We start from the raw sequence: 19,552 nt of genomic DNA on the forward strand, positions 1-19,552 counted from the left end.
AAAATAGAGGGTTAAAGAATATCTTAATAATACTGGGTGACGTCATGAAAAATTTAGAAATACTATCAAAAAACGATGGGGCGGTTTTAGAAAAGACTACTGCTAATAAAATCGTATTAAACCAGAACTCAATTGTGAAAATTGATGCATCAATCGAAGAGGTCTTAAATTTTCAGAAAGAAGGAAATTCTTTAGTTATTAATTTTAAAAATGGCGAACAATTAGTTGTAGAAAGTTATTTTGACGATCCCTTAAATAGTCATAATATTTTATTTAATGACAATGGTCAGCTTTATTGGGTTGAGTTCACAGATGCTGCCAATGAAATAGCTTCGACTATTAAATATTATCCAATTGATGATATTTCAGCACTTATCGCTGGAAACTCAAGTACAGCTTTGACAGGGTTAACTCCATGGTTAATTGCAGGGGGATTAGCTGCTGGAGTAGTTGCTATTGCAGATAATATGAGTGATTCAGATAAAAAATTTAATTCTGTATCGCCGGAACCAGAACCACCAATTAACGATGAATTAGAAGAAGCAAAACAGCTCGTTAATGATGCAGAGAAAGCTTATAAAGATCTTAAAGATTTGATTGAAGATAAATTAAATGATGGGTTAATTACTCCTGAGGAAAAAGCTGAATTAGAGGAAGCATTACAAGATGCAAAGGATGCTAAAGATGCTGCTCAAGATAAAGTCGATAACTTGGTAGATGGCGAGGAAAAATCTGATTTACAAGATCGACTAGATGATTTGGTTGATGAAGAGTTGCCACCAATTAATGATCAAAATGGTGATGGTGTACCAGATGATCTCGAGCAAGCTTTACTAGATGCTGAAGAAGCTGTAGCCAATGCTGAACAAGCGTACGAAGCATTAAAAGATTTAATTTTAGAGAAGAATGAAAACGGCCTGATTACACCTGCTGAAAGAGCGGAATTAGATCAAGCTAAAGAGGCTTTCGAGAGTGCCAAAGCCTTAGCAGAAACTAAAACAAATTTATTACCAGAATCAGTTCAATCTCAAAAAGATGCTTTGCAGGAACGTCTTGAAGATTTAGTGGATATCATCCTACCTGAAATTAATGATGAAAATGATGATGGTATCGTAGATGATATCGCTGAAGCACTCATTGAAGCAGAGTTGGCTGTTGCGGAGGCTGAAGCAAAGTATGCAGCTGCTGAAAATGCTTTAACTGTTGCAAATCGTGATGGATTAATTAATCCAACAGAGCTTAATGCTTTACAGAATGCTTTAGAGCAGGCACAAATTGCTAAGTCAACTGCTCAAAGTAAAGTAAATGCTCTACCTGAATCTGTTCAGGAACAGAAAGATGCCTTTCAAAATCGATTAGATGATCTGACTGACATAAGTTTGCCTGCAGTAAATGACGCAGATGGTGATGGCATTGTAGATGGCTTACCAGAAGCGATTCAGGAAGCTCAGTCAGCTGTAGAAGAAGCTGAAGCTAAATATGCTGAAGCTCTTAATAATTTAGCTTTGGCTCAAAAAGATGGCTTAATTAACCCGCTTGAACTCAGTATTCTTGAACAGAAAGTACAGGCTGCACTTGATGCAAAAGAAGTTGCTCAAGATAAGGTAAATGTATTGCCAAATGGAGCGATTAAAGATGGTTTACAAGATCGTCTAGATGCTCTTGTAAATATTGACTTACCTGAAGTCAATGATGCAGATGGTGATGGCGTACCAGACGGCGAAGATATTACACTTGAAGAAGCAACAGAGGCAGTAGAGGCGGCTGAAGCAGCATATGCTGAGGCAGAGCAAGCACTAGCAGATGCAGAATCAGATGGTTTAATCACGCCAACAGAACTTACTGCACTGACTCAAGCACGTGATGATGCACTTGCTGCGAAAACAGAAGCACAAACAAAAGTGACAGCATTACCTGAGGCGGTACAAGCAGAAAAAGATGCGCTACAAGGTCGTTTAAATGATCTGGTTGATATCACTTTACCAGCAGTAAATGATGAAAACGAAGATGGTGTGGATGATGCAGTTGCAGCACTTGAAGAAGCGACAGAGGCAGTAGAGGCGGCTGAAGCAGCATATGCTGAGGCAGAGCAAGCACTAGCAGATGCCGAAGCAGATGGTTTAATCACGCCAACAGAACTTGCTGAGCTGACTCAAGCACGTGATGATGCGCTTACTGCTAAAGAAGATGCACAAGCGAAAGTTGATGCACTTCCAGAAGGAGCAGACAAAGACGCATTGGATGCACGCTTAGATGATCTAGTCGACATCACCTTACCAACAGTAAATGATGAAAACGAAGATGGCGTAGCAGATGAGTACGAACAAGTATTGGCAGATGCCGAAGCAGCAGTAGAGGCAGCAGAAGCAGCATACGCTGCGGCAGAACAAGCGCTGATCGATGCAAATGCCAATGGCCTCATCACCCCAACAGAACTTACTGCATTGACTCAAGCACGTGATGATGCACTTGCTGCGAAAACAGAAGCACAAACAAAAGTGACAGCATTACCTGAGGCAGTACAAGCAGAAAAAGATGTGCTACAAGGTCGTTTGAATGATCTGGTTGATATCACTTTACCAACAGTAAATGACGAAGATGAAGATGGTGTTGTTGATGATATTGGAGAAGCTCTAGCAGCGGCTGAAGCAGCAGTAGAGGCAGCAGAAGCAGCATACGCTGTGGCGGAACAAGCGCTGATCGATGCAAATGCCAATGGCCTCATCACTCCAACAGAACTCACTGCACTGACTCAAGCACGTGATGATGCACTTGCTGCGAAAACAGAAGCACAAACAAAAGTGACAGCGTTACCTGAGGCAGTACAAGCAGAAAAAGATGCGCTACAAGGTCGTTTAAATGATCTGGTTGATATCACTTTACCAGCAGTAAATGATGAAAACGAAGATGGTGTGGATGATGCAGTTGCAGCACTTGAAGAAGCGACAGAAGCAGTAGAGGCGGCTGAAGCAGCATATGCTGAGGCAGAGCAAGCACTAGCAGATGCCGAATCAGATGGTTTAATCACGCCAACAGAACTTACTGAGCTGACTCAAGCACGTGATGATGCGCTTACTGCTAAAGAAGATGCACAAGCGAAAGTTGATGCACTTCCAGAAGGAGCAGACAAAGACGCACTGGATGCACGCTTAGATGATCTAGTCGACATCATCTTACCAACAGTAAATGATGAAAACGAAGATGGCATAGCAGATGAGTACGAACAAGTATTGGCAGATGCCGAAGCAGCAGTAGAGGCGGCTGAAGCAGCATACGCTGCGGCAGAACAAGCGCTGATCGATGCAAATGCCAATGGCCTCATCACCCCAACAGAACTTACTGCATTGACTCAAGCACGTGATGATGCACTTGCTGCGAAAACAGAAGCACAAACAAAAGTGACAGCATTACCTGAGGCGGTACAAGCAGAAAAAGATGCGCTACAAGGTCGTTTAAATGATCTAGTCGACATTACCTTACCAGCAGTAAATGATGAAAACGAAGATGGTGTTGTTGATGATATTGGAGAAGCTCTAGCAGCGGCTGAAGCAGCAGTAGAGGCAGCAGAAGCAGCATACGCTGCGGCGGAACAAGCGCTGATCGATGCAAATGCCAATGGCCTCATCACTCCAACAGAACTTACTGCACTGACTCAAGCACGTGATGATGCACTTGCTGCGAAAACAGAAGCACAAACAAAAGTGACAGCATTACCTGAGGCAGTACAAGCAGAAAAAGATGCGCTACAAGGTCGTTTAAATGATCTAGTCGACATTACCTTACCAGCAGTAAATGATGAAAACGAAGATGGCGTAGCAGATGAGTACGAACAAGTATTGGCAGATGCCGAAGCAGCAGTAGAGGCGGCTGAAGCAGCATACGCTGCGGCAGAACAAGCGCTGATCGATGCAAATGCCAATGGGCTCATCACTCCAACAGAACTTACTGCACTGACTCAAGCACGTGATGATGCACTTGCTGCGAAAACAGAAGCACAAACAAAAGTGACAGCGTTACCTGAGGCAGTACAAGCAGAAAAAGATGCGCTACAAGGTCGTTTAAATGATCTGGTTGATATCACTTTACCAACAGTAAATGACGAAGATGAAGATGGTGTTGTTGATGATATTGGAGAAGCTCTAGCAGCGGCTGAAGCAGCAGTAGAGGCAGCAGAAGCAGCATACGCTGCGGCGGAACAAGCGCTGATCGATGCAAATGCCAATGGCCTCATCACTCCAACAGAACTTACTGCACTGACTCAAGCACGTGATGATGCACTTGCTGCGAAAACAGAAGCACAAACAAAAGTGACAGCATTACCTGAGGCGGTACAAGCAGAAAAAGATGCGCTACAAGGTCGTTTAAATGATCTAGTCGACATTACCTTACCAGCAGTAAATGATGAAAACGAAGATGGTGTGGATGATGCAGTTGCAGCACTTGAAGAAGCGACAGAAGCAGTAGAGGCGGCAGAAGCAGCATATGCAGAGGCAGAGCAAGCACTAGCAGATGCAGAAGCAGATGGTTTAATCACCCCAACAGAACTTGCTGAGCTGACTCAAGCACGTGATGATGCACTTGCTGCTAAAGAAGATGCACAAGCGAAAGTTGATGCACTTCCAGAAGGAGCAGACAAAGACGCATTGGATGCACGCTTAGATGATCTAGTCGATATCACCTTACCAGCTGTAAATGATGAAAACGAAGATGGCGTAGCAGATGAGTACGAACAAGTATTGGCAGATGCCGAAGCAGCAGTAGAGGCGGCTGAAGCAGCATACGCTGCGGCAGAACAAGCGCTGATCGATGCAAATGCCAATGGCCTCATCACTCCAACAGAACTTACTGCATTGACTCAAGCACGTGATGATGCACTTGCTGCGAAAACAGAAGCACAAACAAAAGTGACAGCATTACCTGAGGCGGTACAAGCAGAAAAAGATGCGCTACAAGGTCGTTTAAATGATCTAGTCGACATTACCTTACCAGCAGTAAATGATGAAAACGAAGATGGTGTGGATGATGCAGTTGCAGCACTTGAAGAAGCGACAGAAGCAGTAGAGGCGGCTGAAGCAGCATATGCAGAGGCAGAGCAAGCACTAGCAGATGCAGAAGCAGATGGTTTAATCACCCCAACAGAACTTGCTGAGCTGACTCAAGCACGTGATGATGCGCTTACTGCTAAAGAAGATGCACAAGCGAAAGTTGATGCACTTCCAGAAGGAGCAGACAAAGACGCATTGGATGCACGCTTAGATGATCTAGTCGACATCACCTTACCAGCAGTAAATGATGAAAACGAAGATGGCGTAGCAGATGAGTACGAACAAGTATTGGCAGATGCCGAAGCAGCAGTAGAGGCGGCTGAAGCAGCATACGCTGCGGCAGAACAAGCGCTGATCGATGCAAATGCCAATGGGCTCATCACTCCAACAGAACTTACTGCACTGACTCAAGCACGTGATGATGCACTTGCTGCGAAAACAGAAGCACAAACAAAAGTGACAGCGTTACCTGAGGCAGTACAAGCAGAAAAAGATGCGCTACAAGGTCGTTTAAATGATCTGGTTGATATCACTTTACCAACAGTAAATGACGAAGATGAAGATGGTGTTGTTGATGATATTGGAGAAGCTCTAGCAGCGGCTGAAGCAGCAGTAGAGGCAGCAGAAGCAGCATACGCTGCGGCGGAACAAGCGCTGATCGATGCAAATGCCAATGGCCTCATCACTCCAACAGAACTTACTGCACTGACTCAAGCACGTGATGATGCACTTGCTGCGAAAACAGAAGCACAAACAAAAGTGACAGCATTACCTGAGGCGGTACAAGCAGAAAAAGATGCGCTACAAGGTCGTTTAAATGATCTAGTCGACATTACCTTACCAGCAGTAAATGATGAAAACGAAGATGGTGTGGATGATGCAGTTGCAGCACTTGAAGAAGCGACAGAAGCAGTAGAGGCGGCAGAAGCAGCATATGCAGAGGCAGAGCAAGCACTAGCAGATGCAGAAGCAGATGGTTTAATCACCCCAACAGAACTTGCTGAGCTGACTCAAGCACGTGATGATGCACTTGCTGCTAAAGAAGATGCACAAGCGAAAGTTGATGCACTTCCAGAAGGAGCAGACAAAGACGCATTGGATGCACGCTTAGATGATCTAGTCGACATCACCTTACCAGCCGTAAATGATGAAAATGAAGATGGTGTGGATGATGCAGTTGCAGCACTTGAAGAAGCGACAGAGGCAGTAGAGGCGGCTGAAGCAGCATATGCTGAGGCAGAGCAAGCACTAGCAGATGCAGAAGCAGATGGTTTAATCACGCCAACAGAACTTGCTGAGCTGACTCAAGCACGTGATGATGCGCTTACTGCTAAAGAAGATGCACAAGCGAAAGTTGATGCACTTCCAGAAGGAGCAGACAAAGACGCATTGGATGCACGCTTAGATGATCTAGTCGATATCACCTTACCAGCTGTAAATGATGAAAACGAAGATGGCGTAGCAGATGAGTACGAACAAGTATTGGCAGATGCCGAAGCAGCAGTAGAGGCGGCTGAAGCAGCATACGCTGCGGCAGAACAAGCGCTGATCGATGCAAATGCCAATGGGCTCATCACTCCAACAGAACTTACTGCACTGACTCAAGCACGTGATGATGCGCTTACTGCTAAAGAAGAAGCACAAACAAAAGTGACAGCGTTACCTGAGGCAGTACAAGCAGAAAAAGATGCGCTACAAGGTCGTTTAAATGACCTGGTTGATATCACTTTACCAACAGTAAATGATCAAAATGAAAATGATATTTCTGATGATATTGATACTTTACTAGCGGGGGTCGAAGCTTTAATAGAAAGTGCTGAAGAAGCTTATACAACGGCTGAAGAGGATTTAGCTGACGCCTTGCAAGACGGTACTGTAACACAGGCAGAGGCTGATAAATTGCAAGAGTCCCTAGAAGCTGCTCAGGCAGCAAAAACTCTTGCACAACAAGCATTAGACAATATTGATCAAACTTCAGACGCGATTGAAGCTGCAAAAGCTCTATTGCAAGAAAGAATAGATGATCTCGTAGATATTGAGGTACCTGAGCCATTTGCAACAGCGAATAATGATGTGCAATTGGTATTGGATATCACACCGACTGTAGATGTTAATGAAACACCAACAGAGCTTAACTCAACAGGATTTACAGTGGGTTCTGTTGGCTTAGGTCCAGTGTTAAATGCAAGTGTGCTTGAAAGCGTATTTAGCTCCTCAGTTTCCCTTTCAGTCGAAGAAGGCACCGAAAGAGATATTAGTTTCTATGCTGATGCTGGTGGTCTTACAGCAGGGACGATGAACTTATTTATGTATAAGTTAAATGAGTCAACTGGTGAATATGAATTAAAAGAAAAAATTGATAATTGGTATCTCGTTGTATTAGGTGGTGTGTCAGAAACGATAAGTCGTTCTTTAGATGAAGGAGAGTGGCTCATTGTATTAGGTAACGGCCAAGGGTTGTCAGCTGTTACGGGGTATACATTAAGATTTGAATCAGATGCTGTACGTGATTTTAATAATCCAGAAGCTGTGACAGGAACAATAAACGGTAATGTGATTACGGATCAGGATTATCAAAATGGTACAGATGTCGTCCCAGAGGGTAGTAAAATCAGTGGAGTTACTCATGGTGAAAATACCATTAATCAATTTACAGATGGTATTGCAACAATTAAAGGGGAGTATGGCACTTTAACTATCTCTGAAAATGGACAATATACATATACAGTAGATCCATTATTTAGAGATTACGGTGAAGTTGATCGTTTTGTATATGAGGTAACGGCACCAAATGGTGAAAAACGCACAGCTGAATTAAATATTGAATTAGTGCGTGTTGCCACAGATGAAAATGCCATCATTGATAATACAGTATTACTTGATGTTACTCCTGATTTAACTGAAACCACAGGCGAAGAATTAGGTATTTCAAATGCAGTCGCATTGAATTTACTTGATCTAGGTATTGCTGGTGATGTGTTGTCTGCAAGTGTAATTGGTACGGAAGGTGTCATGGACTTCACTGTTGAAGACGGTACTTTCCAAGAAATGACCTTTACCGGTTCCGCGGGCGGGGTAACGATACTTTCAACATTTAGTTTGGTTATCTATCGTTTAGATGAGAATACTGAACAGTTGGTTCAAGTACACGAAATTCCAAATTTTGTTCAAGTGCTCATTGGCGGTGGTGTTTCAACCCCGGTAACATTGAGTTTTGGTGAGGGTACTTACGTTGGTATTATCAAGCAAACTAGTGGTGTAAACGTAATTGGAGGAGCTTCAGCTCAAGTTACAGATGTCAATATTTACGATTATGCAAACCCAGAAACGATAACTGGATCAGTTCAAGGTGATGCGACTCCGATTACGACAGATAAATTAATATTGGTAAATAACACTGATGTGGTTGAAGGTGAAGCTTTAGTTGTACAGGGTCAATATGGCTCACTCAATATTAATACTGACGGTACTTATACCTACAATGTTACAGTTCCACAAAGCACAGTGGGTTGGACTCCACCATATGGTGAGATTGATCGTTTTGAGGTTGTAGTGGAACGAGCAGATGGTACAACTTACATTGAAGTTCTCAATATTAAGATTGATACCAATACAGTAGCTAACGATGCAGAAGTTGTAGACGTTCAAGCTGCAAACTATTCAACGCTCAATGAATCTGTAGAGTCTGGAATTATTGGATCTGCAAGTCGTACATTAGAATTTAAAGTTGAAGAAGGATCTTATATTAGTAGCTTAGATCTCCAAGGGAATATCACTCGTACTTTAACTAATGATAATCCTTCAATGAGTGTTGTGATTAATAAGGTGACTACTCAGCTTGTCAACGGCGTTGAACAGCAAGTGCTTGAACAAGTTTATACCGGAAATGTTAGTATTACATGGCCAGCTGGAACAATATTGAATCCTTCGACATCAACGACTTATGCCTCAGAAATTATTTTAGATGATGGCAAAGTGCTCGATGCAGGTGATTATGTTATTTCAATTAACACAACGAGTAGTACATTTAATTCAGTGAATGTATCTAGTGCATCAATTACTGGAATAATGGTCAATAATATTACTCCAACTGATACACCATTGCTCGAGGGTGATTTATTTGAAAATGATACAGCTATCGACCAAATTGATATTCTGAAAATTGGATCTAAAGAGCTTTATGTAAATGATCCAGCTAAAGGTGGTCAAGAGTTCACAGTTCAAGGTAAGCACGGTGTCCTTACTGTGTTCAAAGATGGCACCTATGAGTATCAACCATCAGGTTTAAGTGGAGGTCTTGAAACATTCACCTATACAACAGTTTCTAAAGCGGGAACATCACAATCTGCAACACTTGAAATTAATGTTTCGATGACGTTAACTGGAAGTGATGAGGCAGATACCGTACAAGCATCTGCTTCAATCGATACTTTTACTCTTGGTGAAGGTGCTGATACAGTCCTTTATGATGTGCTCAATCAAGCTCAACATACCGAAAGTCCAGATATTTGGACTGACTTTAATCAAGCTGAAGGTGATCGAGTTGATATTTCTGCTTTATTAAAAGATCAGAATGTTACATCGTCTAACATTGGTGAATTTGTAACGATCAAACAAGATGGTGCAAATACGGTGATTAGTGTTGATACTGATGGGGCTAAAACGAAATATAACCCAACTGAGCTTATTGTTCTGCAAAATACAGATAGCAGTCTTTATGCGATCGATGATCTGTTAAAATATAATCAAATTTAATTAAACAAATGAAAAGAGGTCTTTCGAGACCTCTTTTTATTTTTAAAAATGTGAAATCAAAAGTAATTGGTATGAAAAAAATAAAATTCTAATAATTTGAATAAATTAATTTTTGAAGAACAAAAATTTTATTTGTTATTTCGTCATTTGAAAAATATTCTAATAAAATAAAATTCATTATGGAGACGCGATTGCAACAAAAAAATCATATCCAAGCACCATTTTATAGAGCTTTATGTGTTAGTTATCAGGGGTAGACTTAATCATAAAAAAATGTTGTTTAGGATTTATTGATAATAAAAAATGGTAATGATTAAAAAAATTAAATTCCTACTCCAAAGAGATTTTCATCTCTATATTTAGACCTGTTTTTTGAACGTTATTAAATAGAATATAGAAATAAACACTCGCTCCGTTAAAAAAAGTTAACCTTGCTCATTTTTATTTGTGTTTTCAGGTGGCTAGTATGGGGGTAGTAGTAATGTCTAATTTTATAACTCGATATGTGTTGCAGAATTAGGTTATAGAGATCATTTTGCCTGAGTTTGAAGAATAATCCGCTCATTACTCATTATTCACATTGGATTTAAAGGAGTGCTTGCATAATTCGATATTCTTAAATTGGTTGAAAACTCAGTGCTTTAACTTTGATTGATTTTGATGCTTAAATAAACATGTGAATATGAAAATTTTAATCTGAAAACTTAACCCTGCTATTTTGTTTTTAGATACAATAGCTTGCATCACGCGACACATAAGTTGTCATTTCCCTTTTAATAAATTCAAAAAGCTTCGTAATATTTGTGACACATAATGACAATTTTAGCGACACAACCTATGTCATTTTTTTGGATATAGCGACACAACCTGTGTTATTTTCCGAAAATAGTTCTTAGACTAAGAAAACTATAACAATTACTTTAATCTATTCATATATCAGCCATTAAGTCAACTACAAAGCTCCCTATAAATATTTTTTATTTCTCGATCATCTATAAAATATGAATTCGAGCATTAAGGAGATACATCTCGTGCATTATTCTCATGGTCAGCTTAGTTATCCAGTCTATGCTTATGCACAGTCGTATGCTCATGGTTATGTAGAAGGGACTCATCAACATGACAGAATCCAGTTACTACATACTCTTTCTGGAGTCATTCATGTACGAACATCAGAAGGAATATGGGTCATCCCTCCATCTAAAGGTATATGGATACCTGAAAACAAAAAACATTCAATCAAGATATTTGGTAATGTGGAAGCCCGAGGAATATTTGTTGATCCCTTTGCCCGTGCTGATTTCAATAAGCAATGTAGTGTTGTTGCTATTCCAAAACTTCTGTCAGAACTTATTAATCAGGCTGTACAGATAAAAGAAGAAATCTTACCTCATACTAGAAACGAACGGCTTTTGGAACTCATATTAGATGAGTTGCGCTTTTTAGAAGAAATTCCATTTCAGTTGCCAGAAGCAAAGTCAGAGATACTCAAAGAAATTTGTGAAAATATCAAAGCAGATCTCTCTGGAACCAACCATTTAGAGATGGTTGCCGAACAGCATGCTTTTAGCTCTAAAACACTTTCAAGACTTTTCCAGAAAGAACTCAATATGAATTTTAGTGTATGGCTGAAGCAAGCAAAATTGCTGCAAGCCTTGACTGATTTGGAAATGAGAAAGCCAATACTCAATATCGCTTTAGATTTAGGCTATGAGAGTCCTAGTGCTTTCTCCTATATGTTTAAAAGACAAATGGGAATGACGCCTACAGAATATATAAAGAAAAAATCAGATTAGATTTTGTCTTTTTCTAGATGGTATTTGTCTTTAAATCGAAAGAAAGACAAAAAATGATGATTCATGATGATGTGATTAAAGTCATAGGATCACATCATGTTAACTCATCCTCAAAATAAATATCGTCCATTCGATTTTTCCGATTTTACTGATAGAACATGGCCAAGTAAAAAAATTACTCACCCTCCTGTTTGGTGTTCAACCGATTTAAGAGACGGTAATCAGGCATTGGCCAATCCTATGGATCACGATAGGAAACTTAAATTTTTCCAAATGCTTGTTGAATGTGGATTCAAGCAAATTGAGGTTGCGTTCCCTGCGGCATCAGAAACTGATTTTAATTTTGTTCGTTACCTCATCGAACATGATCAGATTCCAAATGATGTTTGTATTCAGGTTATGACTCAAGCCCGACCAGACCTAATTGAAAGAACCTTTGAGTCTCTGATGGGAGCAAAGCAAGCGATTGTTCATGTTTACAATGCCACGGCAGAAGTATTCCGCAGAATTGTCTTTCAAAAGTCTAAACAGGAAATTATTGAACTAGCCGTTGCTTCAACACAACAGGTGAAATCTCTATGTAAGCAATATCCAGCAACTAAATGGACTTATGAATATTCTCCGGAGACTTTTTGCTTTACCGAAATTGAGTTTGCGCTAGAAATTTGTGAAGCCGTAGCTGAAGTTTGGGCTCCAAGTCCTAAAAATCCAATGATTATTAATTTGCCCACTACCGTTGAAGTCAGTACACCTAATATTTTCGCCGATCAGATTGAATTTTTTTGTAAAAATTTTACTAAACGAGGACAGGTTTGTATCAGTGTGCACCCTCATAATGATAGGGGAACAGGCGTTGCAACTGCTGAATTAGCATTACTTGCAGGTGCAGACCGTGTTGAGGGCTGTCTATTTGGTAATGGTGAACGTACAGGGAACGTTGATCTTGTGAATATTGCTTTGAATATGTACACACAAGGCATTTATCCTGAACTTGATTTTTCTGACATCAAGAAAGTGGCAGAGATCGTGAAAGAATGTAATGAACTTCCGATTCACCCAAGGCATCCTTATGTAGGTGAATTAGTATTTACAGCTTTTTCAGGTAGTCATCAGGATGCAATTAAAAAGGGTTTTAAAGGGAGAAATGTTCAAGATCATTCATTTTGGGAAGTTCCATATCTGCCTATAGATCCAGCTGATTTAGGGTGCAGTTATGAGGCTGTAATTCGTGTAAATAGTCAATCTGGTAAAAGTGGTGCCGCTTGGATATTGCAGCAAAATCATGGCATAGATTTACCACTAAAGTTACAAAAAGATTTTAGCCAAATCGTGCAAAAGATGACGGATAACAATAAGAAAGAGTTATCTCATGCTGAAATTTGGACAGTATTTAGAACGGAATATGGTATAAACGCTAATGAAGATAATTTTGAACTTGTAAGTTATCAATCGGATAAAAAAGATGATGTTTATGAAGTCAAACTATCTATTGAGTTACATGGTGAGATTATCAATCTAGTAGGTTGTGGAAATGGATTATTATCTGCCTCAGTCAATGCTTTAAATAAGAAATGGCCTTGTAAAATAACGATTGCTGAGTATTCAGAACATACTTTAGGGAAGCAGAGTAGTAGCCGGTCTATTAGTTATATTCGTTGTATAGACTACAGTGGAAATACGTATTGGGGAATTGCAATTGATACTGATATTGCTTCCGCATCTATCCAAGCACTATTGAATGCATTTTCTAGGTCGTATAAGTTGAATTATTTAGAAAAATTACAATTAATATGACTACAGTGATTAGGCAGGTGACTATATAGTGTTATTTTTTAAAGCAGAGATTTATATTTCTAATCGGTATGTGGTACTAAGGAAAAAAAACATTCACAATAAAATTTTTGAATGATTAAGTTATTGGAAGGAAGTAAGATGATTTAGCATTTTGCTTCCGACCATCCAAAGTCAAAATTGCTTCATGAACTATACTCATCTTACCTAAGAAGAAAGATATCAGATTTATATATTATTACGTGAAGGTTTTTTTAAACATTATATCGCTTGGAGACTCAATCGGTCACCTTCAACTATTTCTAGAGAAATTAAACGTAATCGAGCGAGAAATGGTTACTTCCCTACACATGCTAATACACTCGCTCGAAGACGCCATTGTTCCAATTCTAAAATAATCCCTTGTGAAATATAGGCACAAGTTATCTCTTATCTTCTATGGAGTCCTGAACAGATCGCTTCTCGTGTTTCAGTCAGTTTGCATTCAATTTATCGCTTCATTCGGCAGGATAGAAATAAGGGTGGCACACTCTTTCACAACCTACGTTTCAGAAATCAAAGGAAACGAAAGTACGGCTTTCATGAAACCCGTAGATGCATTCATAATAGACCTATTGAGATTGAGCATCGGACTCGCTTTGGTGATCTGGAAATAAACACGATTGTAGGTAAGAACTATCAGCAATCCTTGGTCTCGATTGTAGATCGCAAGACAGGTTATCTATGGCTCAAAAAGTGTAGCTCACGAAAGGCAGAAGAAGTTTGCCAAACAACTATCCGTCTATTTGAGCCGATCAAAGGTCATCTCAAAACAATCAACGCAAATAATGGTAAGGAGTTCAGCCTGCATGAGTATACTGCTCAAGAATTAGACATAGACTGGTGTTTTGCTGATCTTTATAATGCTTGGCAACGAGGCACAAATGAAAATACCAATGGTCTAATCAGGCAATACCTTAAAAAAGGGAGTGATTTAAATATCTATACGGATGAATACATCTCAGAAATCACTCAACGTTTGAATCATCGGCTAAGAAAAGACTCGGCTTTAAAAGTCCGAGTCAAGTATCATGGCAACAACATGGTGTTGCACTTCAAATGTTAATCTAAGAATCTTAAAACTTAACCCTGCTATTTTATTTTTTTATTCTTGAACATACTAAACCTGCTTGAGTAAAAAAAATAAAAGAGCCATATAAGGCTCTTTTATTTTTAGATACAATAACGTGATCTATTACCAGCTTAACGCACCACCAGTTTGATAGTCTGTTACGCGAGTTTCGAAGAAATTCTTCTCTTTACGTAAGTCCATCATTTCTGACATCCACTGGAATGGATTGTTCACACCAGCAAATTGCTCAGGTAAACCTAATTGAGCTAAACGACGATTTGCGATGAACTTCAAGTATTCTTCCATCATTGCAGCATTCATACCTAATACACCGCGTGGCATTGTGTCACGTGCATATTCGATTTCAAGCATCGTACCTTCAAGAATCATTTGAATGATTTCTTCTTGGAACTCAGCAGTCCACAAATGTGGGTTCTCAATCTTGATTTGGTTAATCATATCGATACCAAAGTTCAAGTGCATTGACTCATCACGTAAGATGTACTGGAATTGCTCAGCAACACCATTCATCTTGTTACGACGACCCATTGACAAGATTTGAGAGAAACCACAGTAGAAGAAAATACCTTCAAGAACACAGTAGAATGCGATCAAGTTGCGAAGCAAGATTTGATCTGTTTCAGGTGTGCCTGTTTTGAATGTTGGATCACTTAATTCTTGAGTGTACTTCAAGCCCCATGCAGCTTTACGCGCAACTGATGGAACTTCGCGGTACATGTTGAAGACTTCGCCTTCATCCATACCTAAAGATTCGATGCAGTATTGGTAAGCATGCGTGTGAATCGCTTCTTCAAATGATTGACGCAAGATGTACTGACGGCATTCAGGGTTAGTAATGTGTCGGTAAATCGCAAGAACCAAATTATTTGCAACCAACGAATCGGCAGTAGAGAAGAAGCCTAAAGAACGCATCACGATGGTACGCTCATCTTCAGTTAAGCCATCTTCTGACTTCCAAAGTGCGATATCGTGGTTCATGTTAACTTCTTGTGGCATCCAGTGGTTTGCACAACCATCGAGATATTTTTGCCAAGCCCATTCGTATTTGAATGGAACAAGTTGGTTCAAGTCAGCGCGACAGTTGATCATTGCTTTATCATCAACTTGAACACGTTGAGCGCCCATTTCTAACTCTTCAAGACCTGGAGCAACGTCCAAATGTTCTAAGGCGTTAGATGCTCTTGCCAACGGATCGGCTGAATTTGTTGTTCCGTTTGAACTGGTTCGAGCGGGTTGTGCAGCTGCCACACGCGTCGGTTCGTTGCGTGCATCAGATACCACTTGTGGATTAGGCGCTTTTTGCGGTTCGATGGGCGCAGACTGCTGTGCTTGTGCAGTTTGTTTCGGTTCATCATCTTCGAAATCGTCCCAACTGAGGATAGACATATCAATTCTCTCTACGTTGCTTATATCTTTTTATTCAGACATCTCAACGTGAGACATCCTACTATACGCTTATATTGTGTAAGCAAAATTAAGTTTTGCCGATGAATGTACTCAATTTGTTCGTTTGAGTAGATTGAATTTCCGCACTACTTATTTTGCTTACGCTTCTGTTGTTTGCGAATGGCTAAAAATGCATAGACCATCGGCGTGTAAAAGAAAATAAAGGCAAAGACCAATACAGCAAGTCCTAACATATAGTTATGCGTCATATGGTGCATGGTGGTTTCCTTCATTTCTAAATAGTGGACTTCCGGAATAATCTAGAAATCCACGTTAAACTCTCAAAATAATTACTTGATTTTAAGAATTTGTTTAATCGTCGTTTTTGGATGAGCTAAAGCATAAGCTTTAGTCACGAAGCGACCATCAATGGCACTTTTATAAATCACGCGCTTAGACATAGTCTATTCCTCCTTTCTCAAAGAAAATGACTTGTACTGGCTCGAGATAGTTTTCAGTGCTACAATCTATCTCGCATTGGTATGCCAGCCTCTTTGTGACCATTTTGATATCACATCGAGATTGAAAAGCCTTCTACGAGTTTTGATCGGCCTGTAGAGGGCTTTTTTATTGCCTAAATTTTTTTAATCCCCCTAAGTCCCCCTTTTGCAAAGGGGGACATGTATCCCGCCATTTGCTTCGAGGAATCTCCCTCCTTTATTAAAAGGGTCGGGGAGGATTTAAAAACTGTCAGATTACTGACAAGCCTCGCAATCAGGATTGTCAATTGAACATGCCATTGGCACTGGCGCTGCTTGTTCGAAGCCTTCTTCTGACGCTGCTGCTTCAGGTTTAGCTTCTTGAGCAACTGCTGCTACTGGTGCTGCAACTGTCGCAGGTTTAACTGCGTTTAATGCACCTGTGTTAATCGTAGATTTCTCAGCAGATGTCGCACCTAATGCACGAAGGTAATAAGTCGTCTTAAGACCACGTAACCATGCCATCTTATATGTGATGTCCAATTTCTTACCGTTTGCACCAGAGATGTAAAGGTTAAGAGATTGTGCTTGGTCGATCCATTTTTGACGACGTGATGCAGCATCAACAATCCAGCGTGCTTCAACTTCAAATGCTGTCGCGAAAATTGCTTTTAACTCTTCAGGAATACGCGCAATTTTTTGTACTGAACCTTCGAAATGTTTTAGATCATTGACCATCACAGAATCCCAAAGACCACGTTCTTTTAATGCACGAACGAGGTAAGGGTTGATGACAGTGAACTCACCAGACAAGTTCGATTTCACATATAAGTTTTGGAATGTTGGCTCAATAGATTGAGATACACCACAAATATTTGAAATGGTTGCAGTTGGTGCAATGGCCATCACATTCGAGTTACGCATACCATCTTTTTGGACTTTGGCACGTAACGTGTCCCAATCCAAACGTTGTGTACGATCGACTTCAAACATACGTTCTGGGCGAGATTTCGCAACGAGCTCAAGAGAGTCAATTGGTAAAATACCTTGATCCCACAATGAGCCTTTAAATGTTTCATACGTACCACGTTCAACCGCCAAATCGCTTGAAGTTTGAATCGCGTAGTAAGAAATCACTTCCATAGACTCATCTGCAAACTCAACCGCAGCATCAGAACCGTAAGCAATCTTCATTTCGTATAGTGCATCTTGGAAGCCCATGATACCCATACCCACTGGACGGTGTTTCAAGTTTGAATTACGCGCTTGTGGAACTGCATAGTAGTTAATGTCGATGACGTTATCGAGCATACGAACTGCAGTTTTAATCGTGCGAGCAAGTTTCTCACGGTCTAATTGACCACCTTGAACGTGTTGAACAAGGTTGATTGAACCTAAGTTACATACCGCAATTTCATCCTTGCTTGTGTTCAACGTAATTTCAGTACACAAGTTAGAAGAGTGCACCACACCTACGTGTTGTTGCGGTGAACGTAAGTTACATACGTCTTTAAATGTGATCCACGGGTGACCTGTTTCAAATAACATTGATAACATTTTGCGCCATAAGTCTTTCGCACGGACTTTCTTATGAAGCATGTCTGTTTCTTTCGCAATGCTTTCGTAGTAAGCATAACGTTCTGCGAATTCAGCACCCGTTAAATCGTGAAGATCTGGTGTTTCAGACGGGGTGAATAGTGTCCATTCAGCATCTTCAAATACACGTTGCATGAACAAATCTGGAACCCAGTTTGCAGTGTTCATATCGTGTGTACGACGGCGGTCATCACCCGTGTTTTTACGAAGCTCTAGGAATTCTTCGATATCCAAGTGCCAAGTTTCAAGATATGCACATACCGCACCTTTACGCTTACCACCTTGGTTAACTGCAACAGCTGTATCGTTCGCTACTTTAAGGAATGGAACAACACCTTGCGATTTACCGTTAGTACCTTTGATGTATGAGTTCAAGGCACGAACTGGTGTCCAGTCATTACCTAAACCGCCTGCCCATTTAGACAACATTGCGTTATCACGCATAGCGCCATAAATATCGAACAAGTCGTCATCAATCGTTGTTAAATAACAGCTTGATAACTGAGGACGTAATGTACCTGAGTTAAATAGAGTCGGCGTAGATGCCATGTAATCGAAGCTAGAAAGTAAGTTATAGAATTCGATTGCACGATCTTCACGGTTGTCTTCATTGAGCGACAAGCCCATAGAAACACGCATAAAGAATAATTGTGGTAATTCGAAACGTACGCCATCAGAGTGGATGAAGTAACGATCAAATAATGTTTGAAGGCCTAAATATGTAAATTGATTAGAGCGTTCAGGTTTAATCGCAGCCGCTAATTTTACAAGATCAAAATTTAATAATTCTGGAGAAAGAAGCTCTAGCTCAACACCTTTTTTCAAGAAGGTTTCAAGCGCATCATTTTCAAGCGTGTCTTTAGATAGACCAAGAAACTCAAGACCTGTTGCAACTAAGTTATCACGCAATAAACGTGCAGTGACGTACGTATAGTTTGGTTCTTGTTCAATACGTGTACGTGTCGCCATCATCATCGTTGTAGAGATGTCTGATGCTTTAACACCGTTGTATAGGTTTTTTACAGTTTCATCGATGATTGCTTGAACATCAATGCCTTCTAAGCCTTCGCTAGCTTTTTCAATCTTCGCTTGTAAACGACTCAAATCTAATGGTTGGAGCTGACCATTTTGACCTGTGATCTGAAGAGTAGGGTGATGATGAGCACCTAACTCTTTACGCGCTTCAGCACGTTGTTCACGATAGATCACGTATGCACGTGCCACTTTTTGTTCACCTGTGCGCATTAAAGCTAATTCAACTTGATCTTGAATTTCTTCAATATGAATCGTGCCACCTGAAGGTAAACGACGCTTAAACGTGTTCATCACCATCTCAGTCAGCTGAGTAATACGATCGTGAATTCTGCTCGAATCTGCACTTGGTTGACCTTCAACAGCCAAAAATGCTTTACCAATTGCTACAGAGATTTTATCTGCATCAAAAGTGGCAACATCACCAGTGCGTTTAATCACTTGAAGTTGACCAGGGGTTGTATTAGCGCTCATTTCAGCGTCGCTCCATTCTCATCATTTTTATGCTTATGGACCATTTGAATCGGATACAAACTCAAA

At 40.3% G+C, this 19,552-nt stretch carries 8 protein-coding genes; 5 read left to right on the forward strand and 3 right to left on the reverse strand.

The features are described from left to right. Positions 1-44 precede the first annotated feature (44 nt). From AC1M9E_RS02945 to AC1M9E_RS02965, 5 genes are all read left to right on the forward strand, one after another. On the forward strand, positions 45-9,800 hold the full coding sequence (locus AC1M9E_RS02945) for a BapA/Bap/LapF family large adhesin (RefSeq protein WP_488225007.1): 9,756 nt from the start codon (positions 45-47) through the stop codon (positions 9,798-9,800). Between the two features lie 1,031 nt (positions 9,801-10,831). Beyond that, complete coding sequence (locus tag AC1M9E_RS02950) at positions 10,832-11,596, forward strand: AraC family transcriptional regulator (protein ID WP_481607777.1); 765 nt, start codon at positions 10,832-10,834, stop codon at positions 11,594-11,596. Positions 11,597-11,692: 96 nt separating this feature from the next. Further along, complete coding sequence (leuA, locus tag AC1M9E_RS02955; protein WP_481607776.1) at positions 11,693-13,390, forward strand: 2-isopropylmalate synthase; 1,698 nt, start codon at positions 11,693-11,695, stop codon at positions 13,388-13,390. A gap of 229 nt (positions 13,391-13,619) precedes the next feature. After that, positions 13,620-13,802: a helix-turn-helix domain-containing protein gene (locus AC1M9E_RS02960; RefSeq protein ID WP_481609038.1), complete on the forward strand. Its 183-nt coding sequence runs from the start codon at positions 13,620-13,622 to the stop codon at positions 13,800-13,802. Between the two features lie 63 nt (positions 13,803-13,865). Continuing rightward, positions 13,866-14,492 carry an IS30 family transposase gene (locus AC1M9E_RS02965; RefSeq protein ID WP_481607775.1) on the forward strand — a complete coding sequence of 209 codons (627 nt, stop codon included), beginning with the start codon at positions 13,866-13,868 and terminating at the stop codon, positions 14,490-14,492. Positions 14,493-14,621: 129 nt separating this feature from the next. On the opposite strand, the gene AC1M9E_RS02970 is transcribed toward AC1M9E_RS02965, so the two are convergent. The 3 genes from AC1M9E_RS02970 to AC1M9E_RS02980 form a co-directional block, all read right to left on the reverse strand. Continuing rightward, a complete protein-coding gene (locus AC1M9E_RS02970) occupies positions 14,622-15,905 on the reverse strand; it encodes a ribonucleotide-diphosphate reductase subunit beta (protein WP_035267248.1) in 1,284 nt (427 codons plus the stop codon). 146 nt (positions 15,906-16,051) lie between these two features. Continuing rightward, positions 16,052-16,183: a preprotein translocase subunit YajC gene (locus AC1M9E_RS02975; RefSeq protein ID WP_481587302.1), complete on the reverse strand. Its 132-nt coding sequence runs from the start codon at positions 16,181-16,183 to the stop codon at positions 16,052-16,054. Positions 16,184-16,660: 477 nt separating this feature from the next. Further along, positions 16,661-19,486 (reverse strand): ribonucleoside-diphosphate reductase subunit alpha, encoded by a 2,826-nt coding sequence (locus AC1M9E_RS02980; protein ID WP_481589064.1) that lies wholly within the window; start codon positions 19,484-19,486, stop codon positions 16,661-16,663. Positions 19,487-19,552 lie beyond the last annotated feature (66 nt).

The organism is Acinetobacter sp. 24-47-47, assembly GCF_057737035.1.

What these genes read in the sequence shown, in the direction of transcription:
- AC1M9E_RS02945 (WP_488225007.1), top strand. Translation starts at nt 45, where the DNA reads ATGAAAAATTTAGAAATACTATCAAAAAACGATGGGGCGGTTTTAGAA.
- leuA (WP_481607776.1), top strand. Translation starts at nt 11,693, where the DNA reads ATGTTAACTCATCCTCAAAATAAATATCGTCCATTCGATTTTTCCGAT.
- AC1M9E_RS02970 (WP_035267248.1), bottom strand. Translation starts at nt 15,905, where the DNA reads ATGTCTATCCTCAGTTGGGACGATTTCGAAGATGATGAACCGAAACAA.
- AC1M9E_RS02975 (WP_481587302.1), bottom strand. Translation starts at nt 16,183, where the DNA reads ATGCACCATATGACGCATAACTATATGTTAGGACTTGCTGTATTGGTC.
- AC1M9E_RS02980 (WP_481589064.1), bottom strand. Translation starts at nt 19,486, where the DNA reads ATGAGCGCTAATACAACCCCTGGTCAACTTCAAGTGATTAAACGCACT.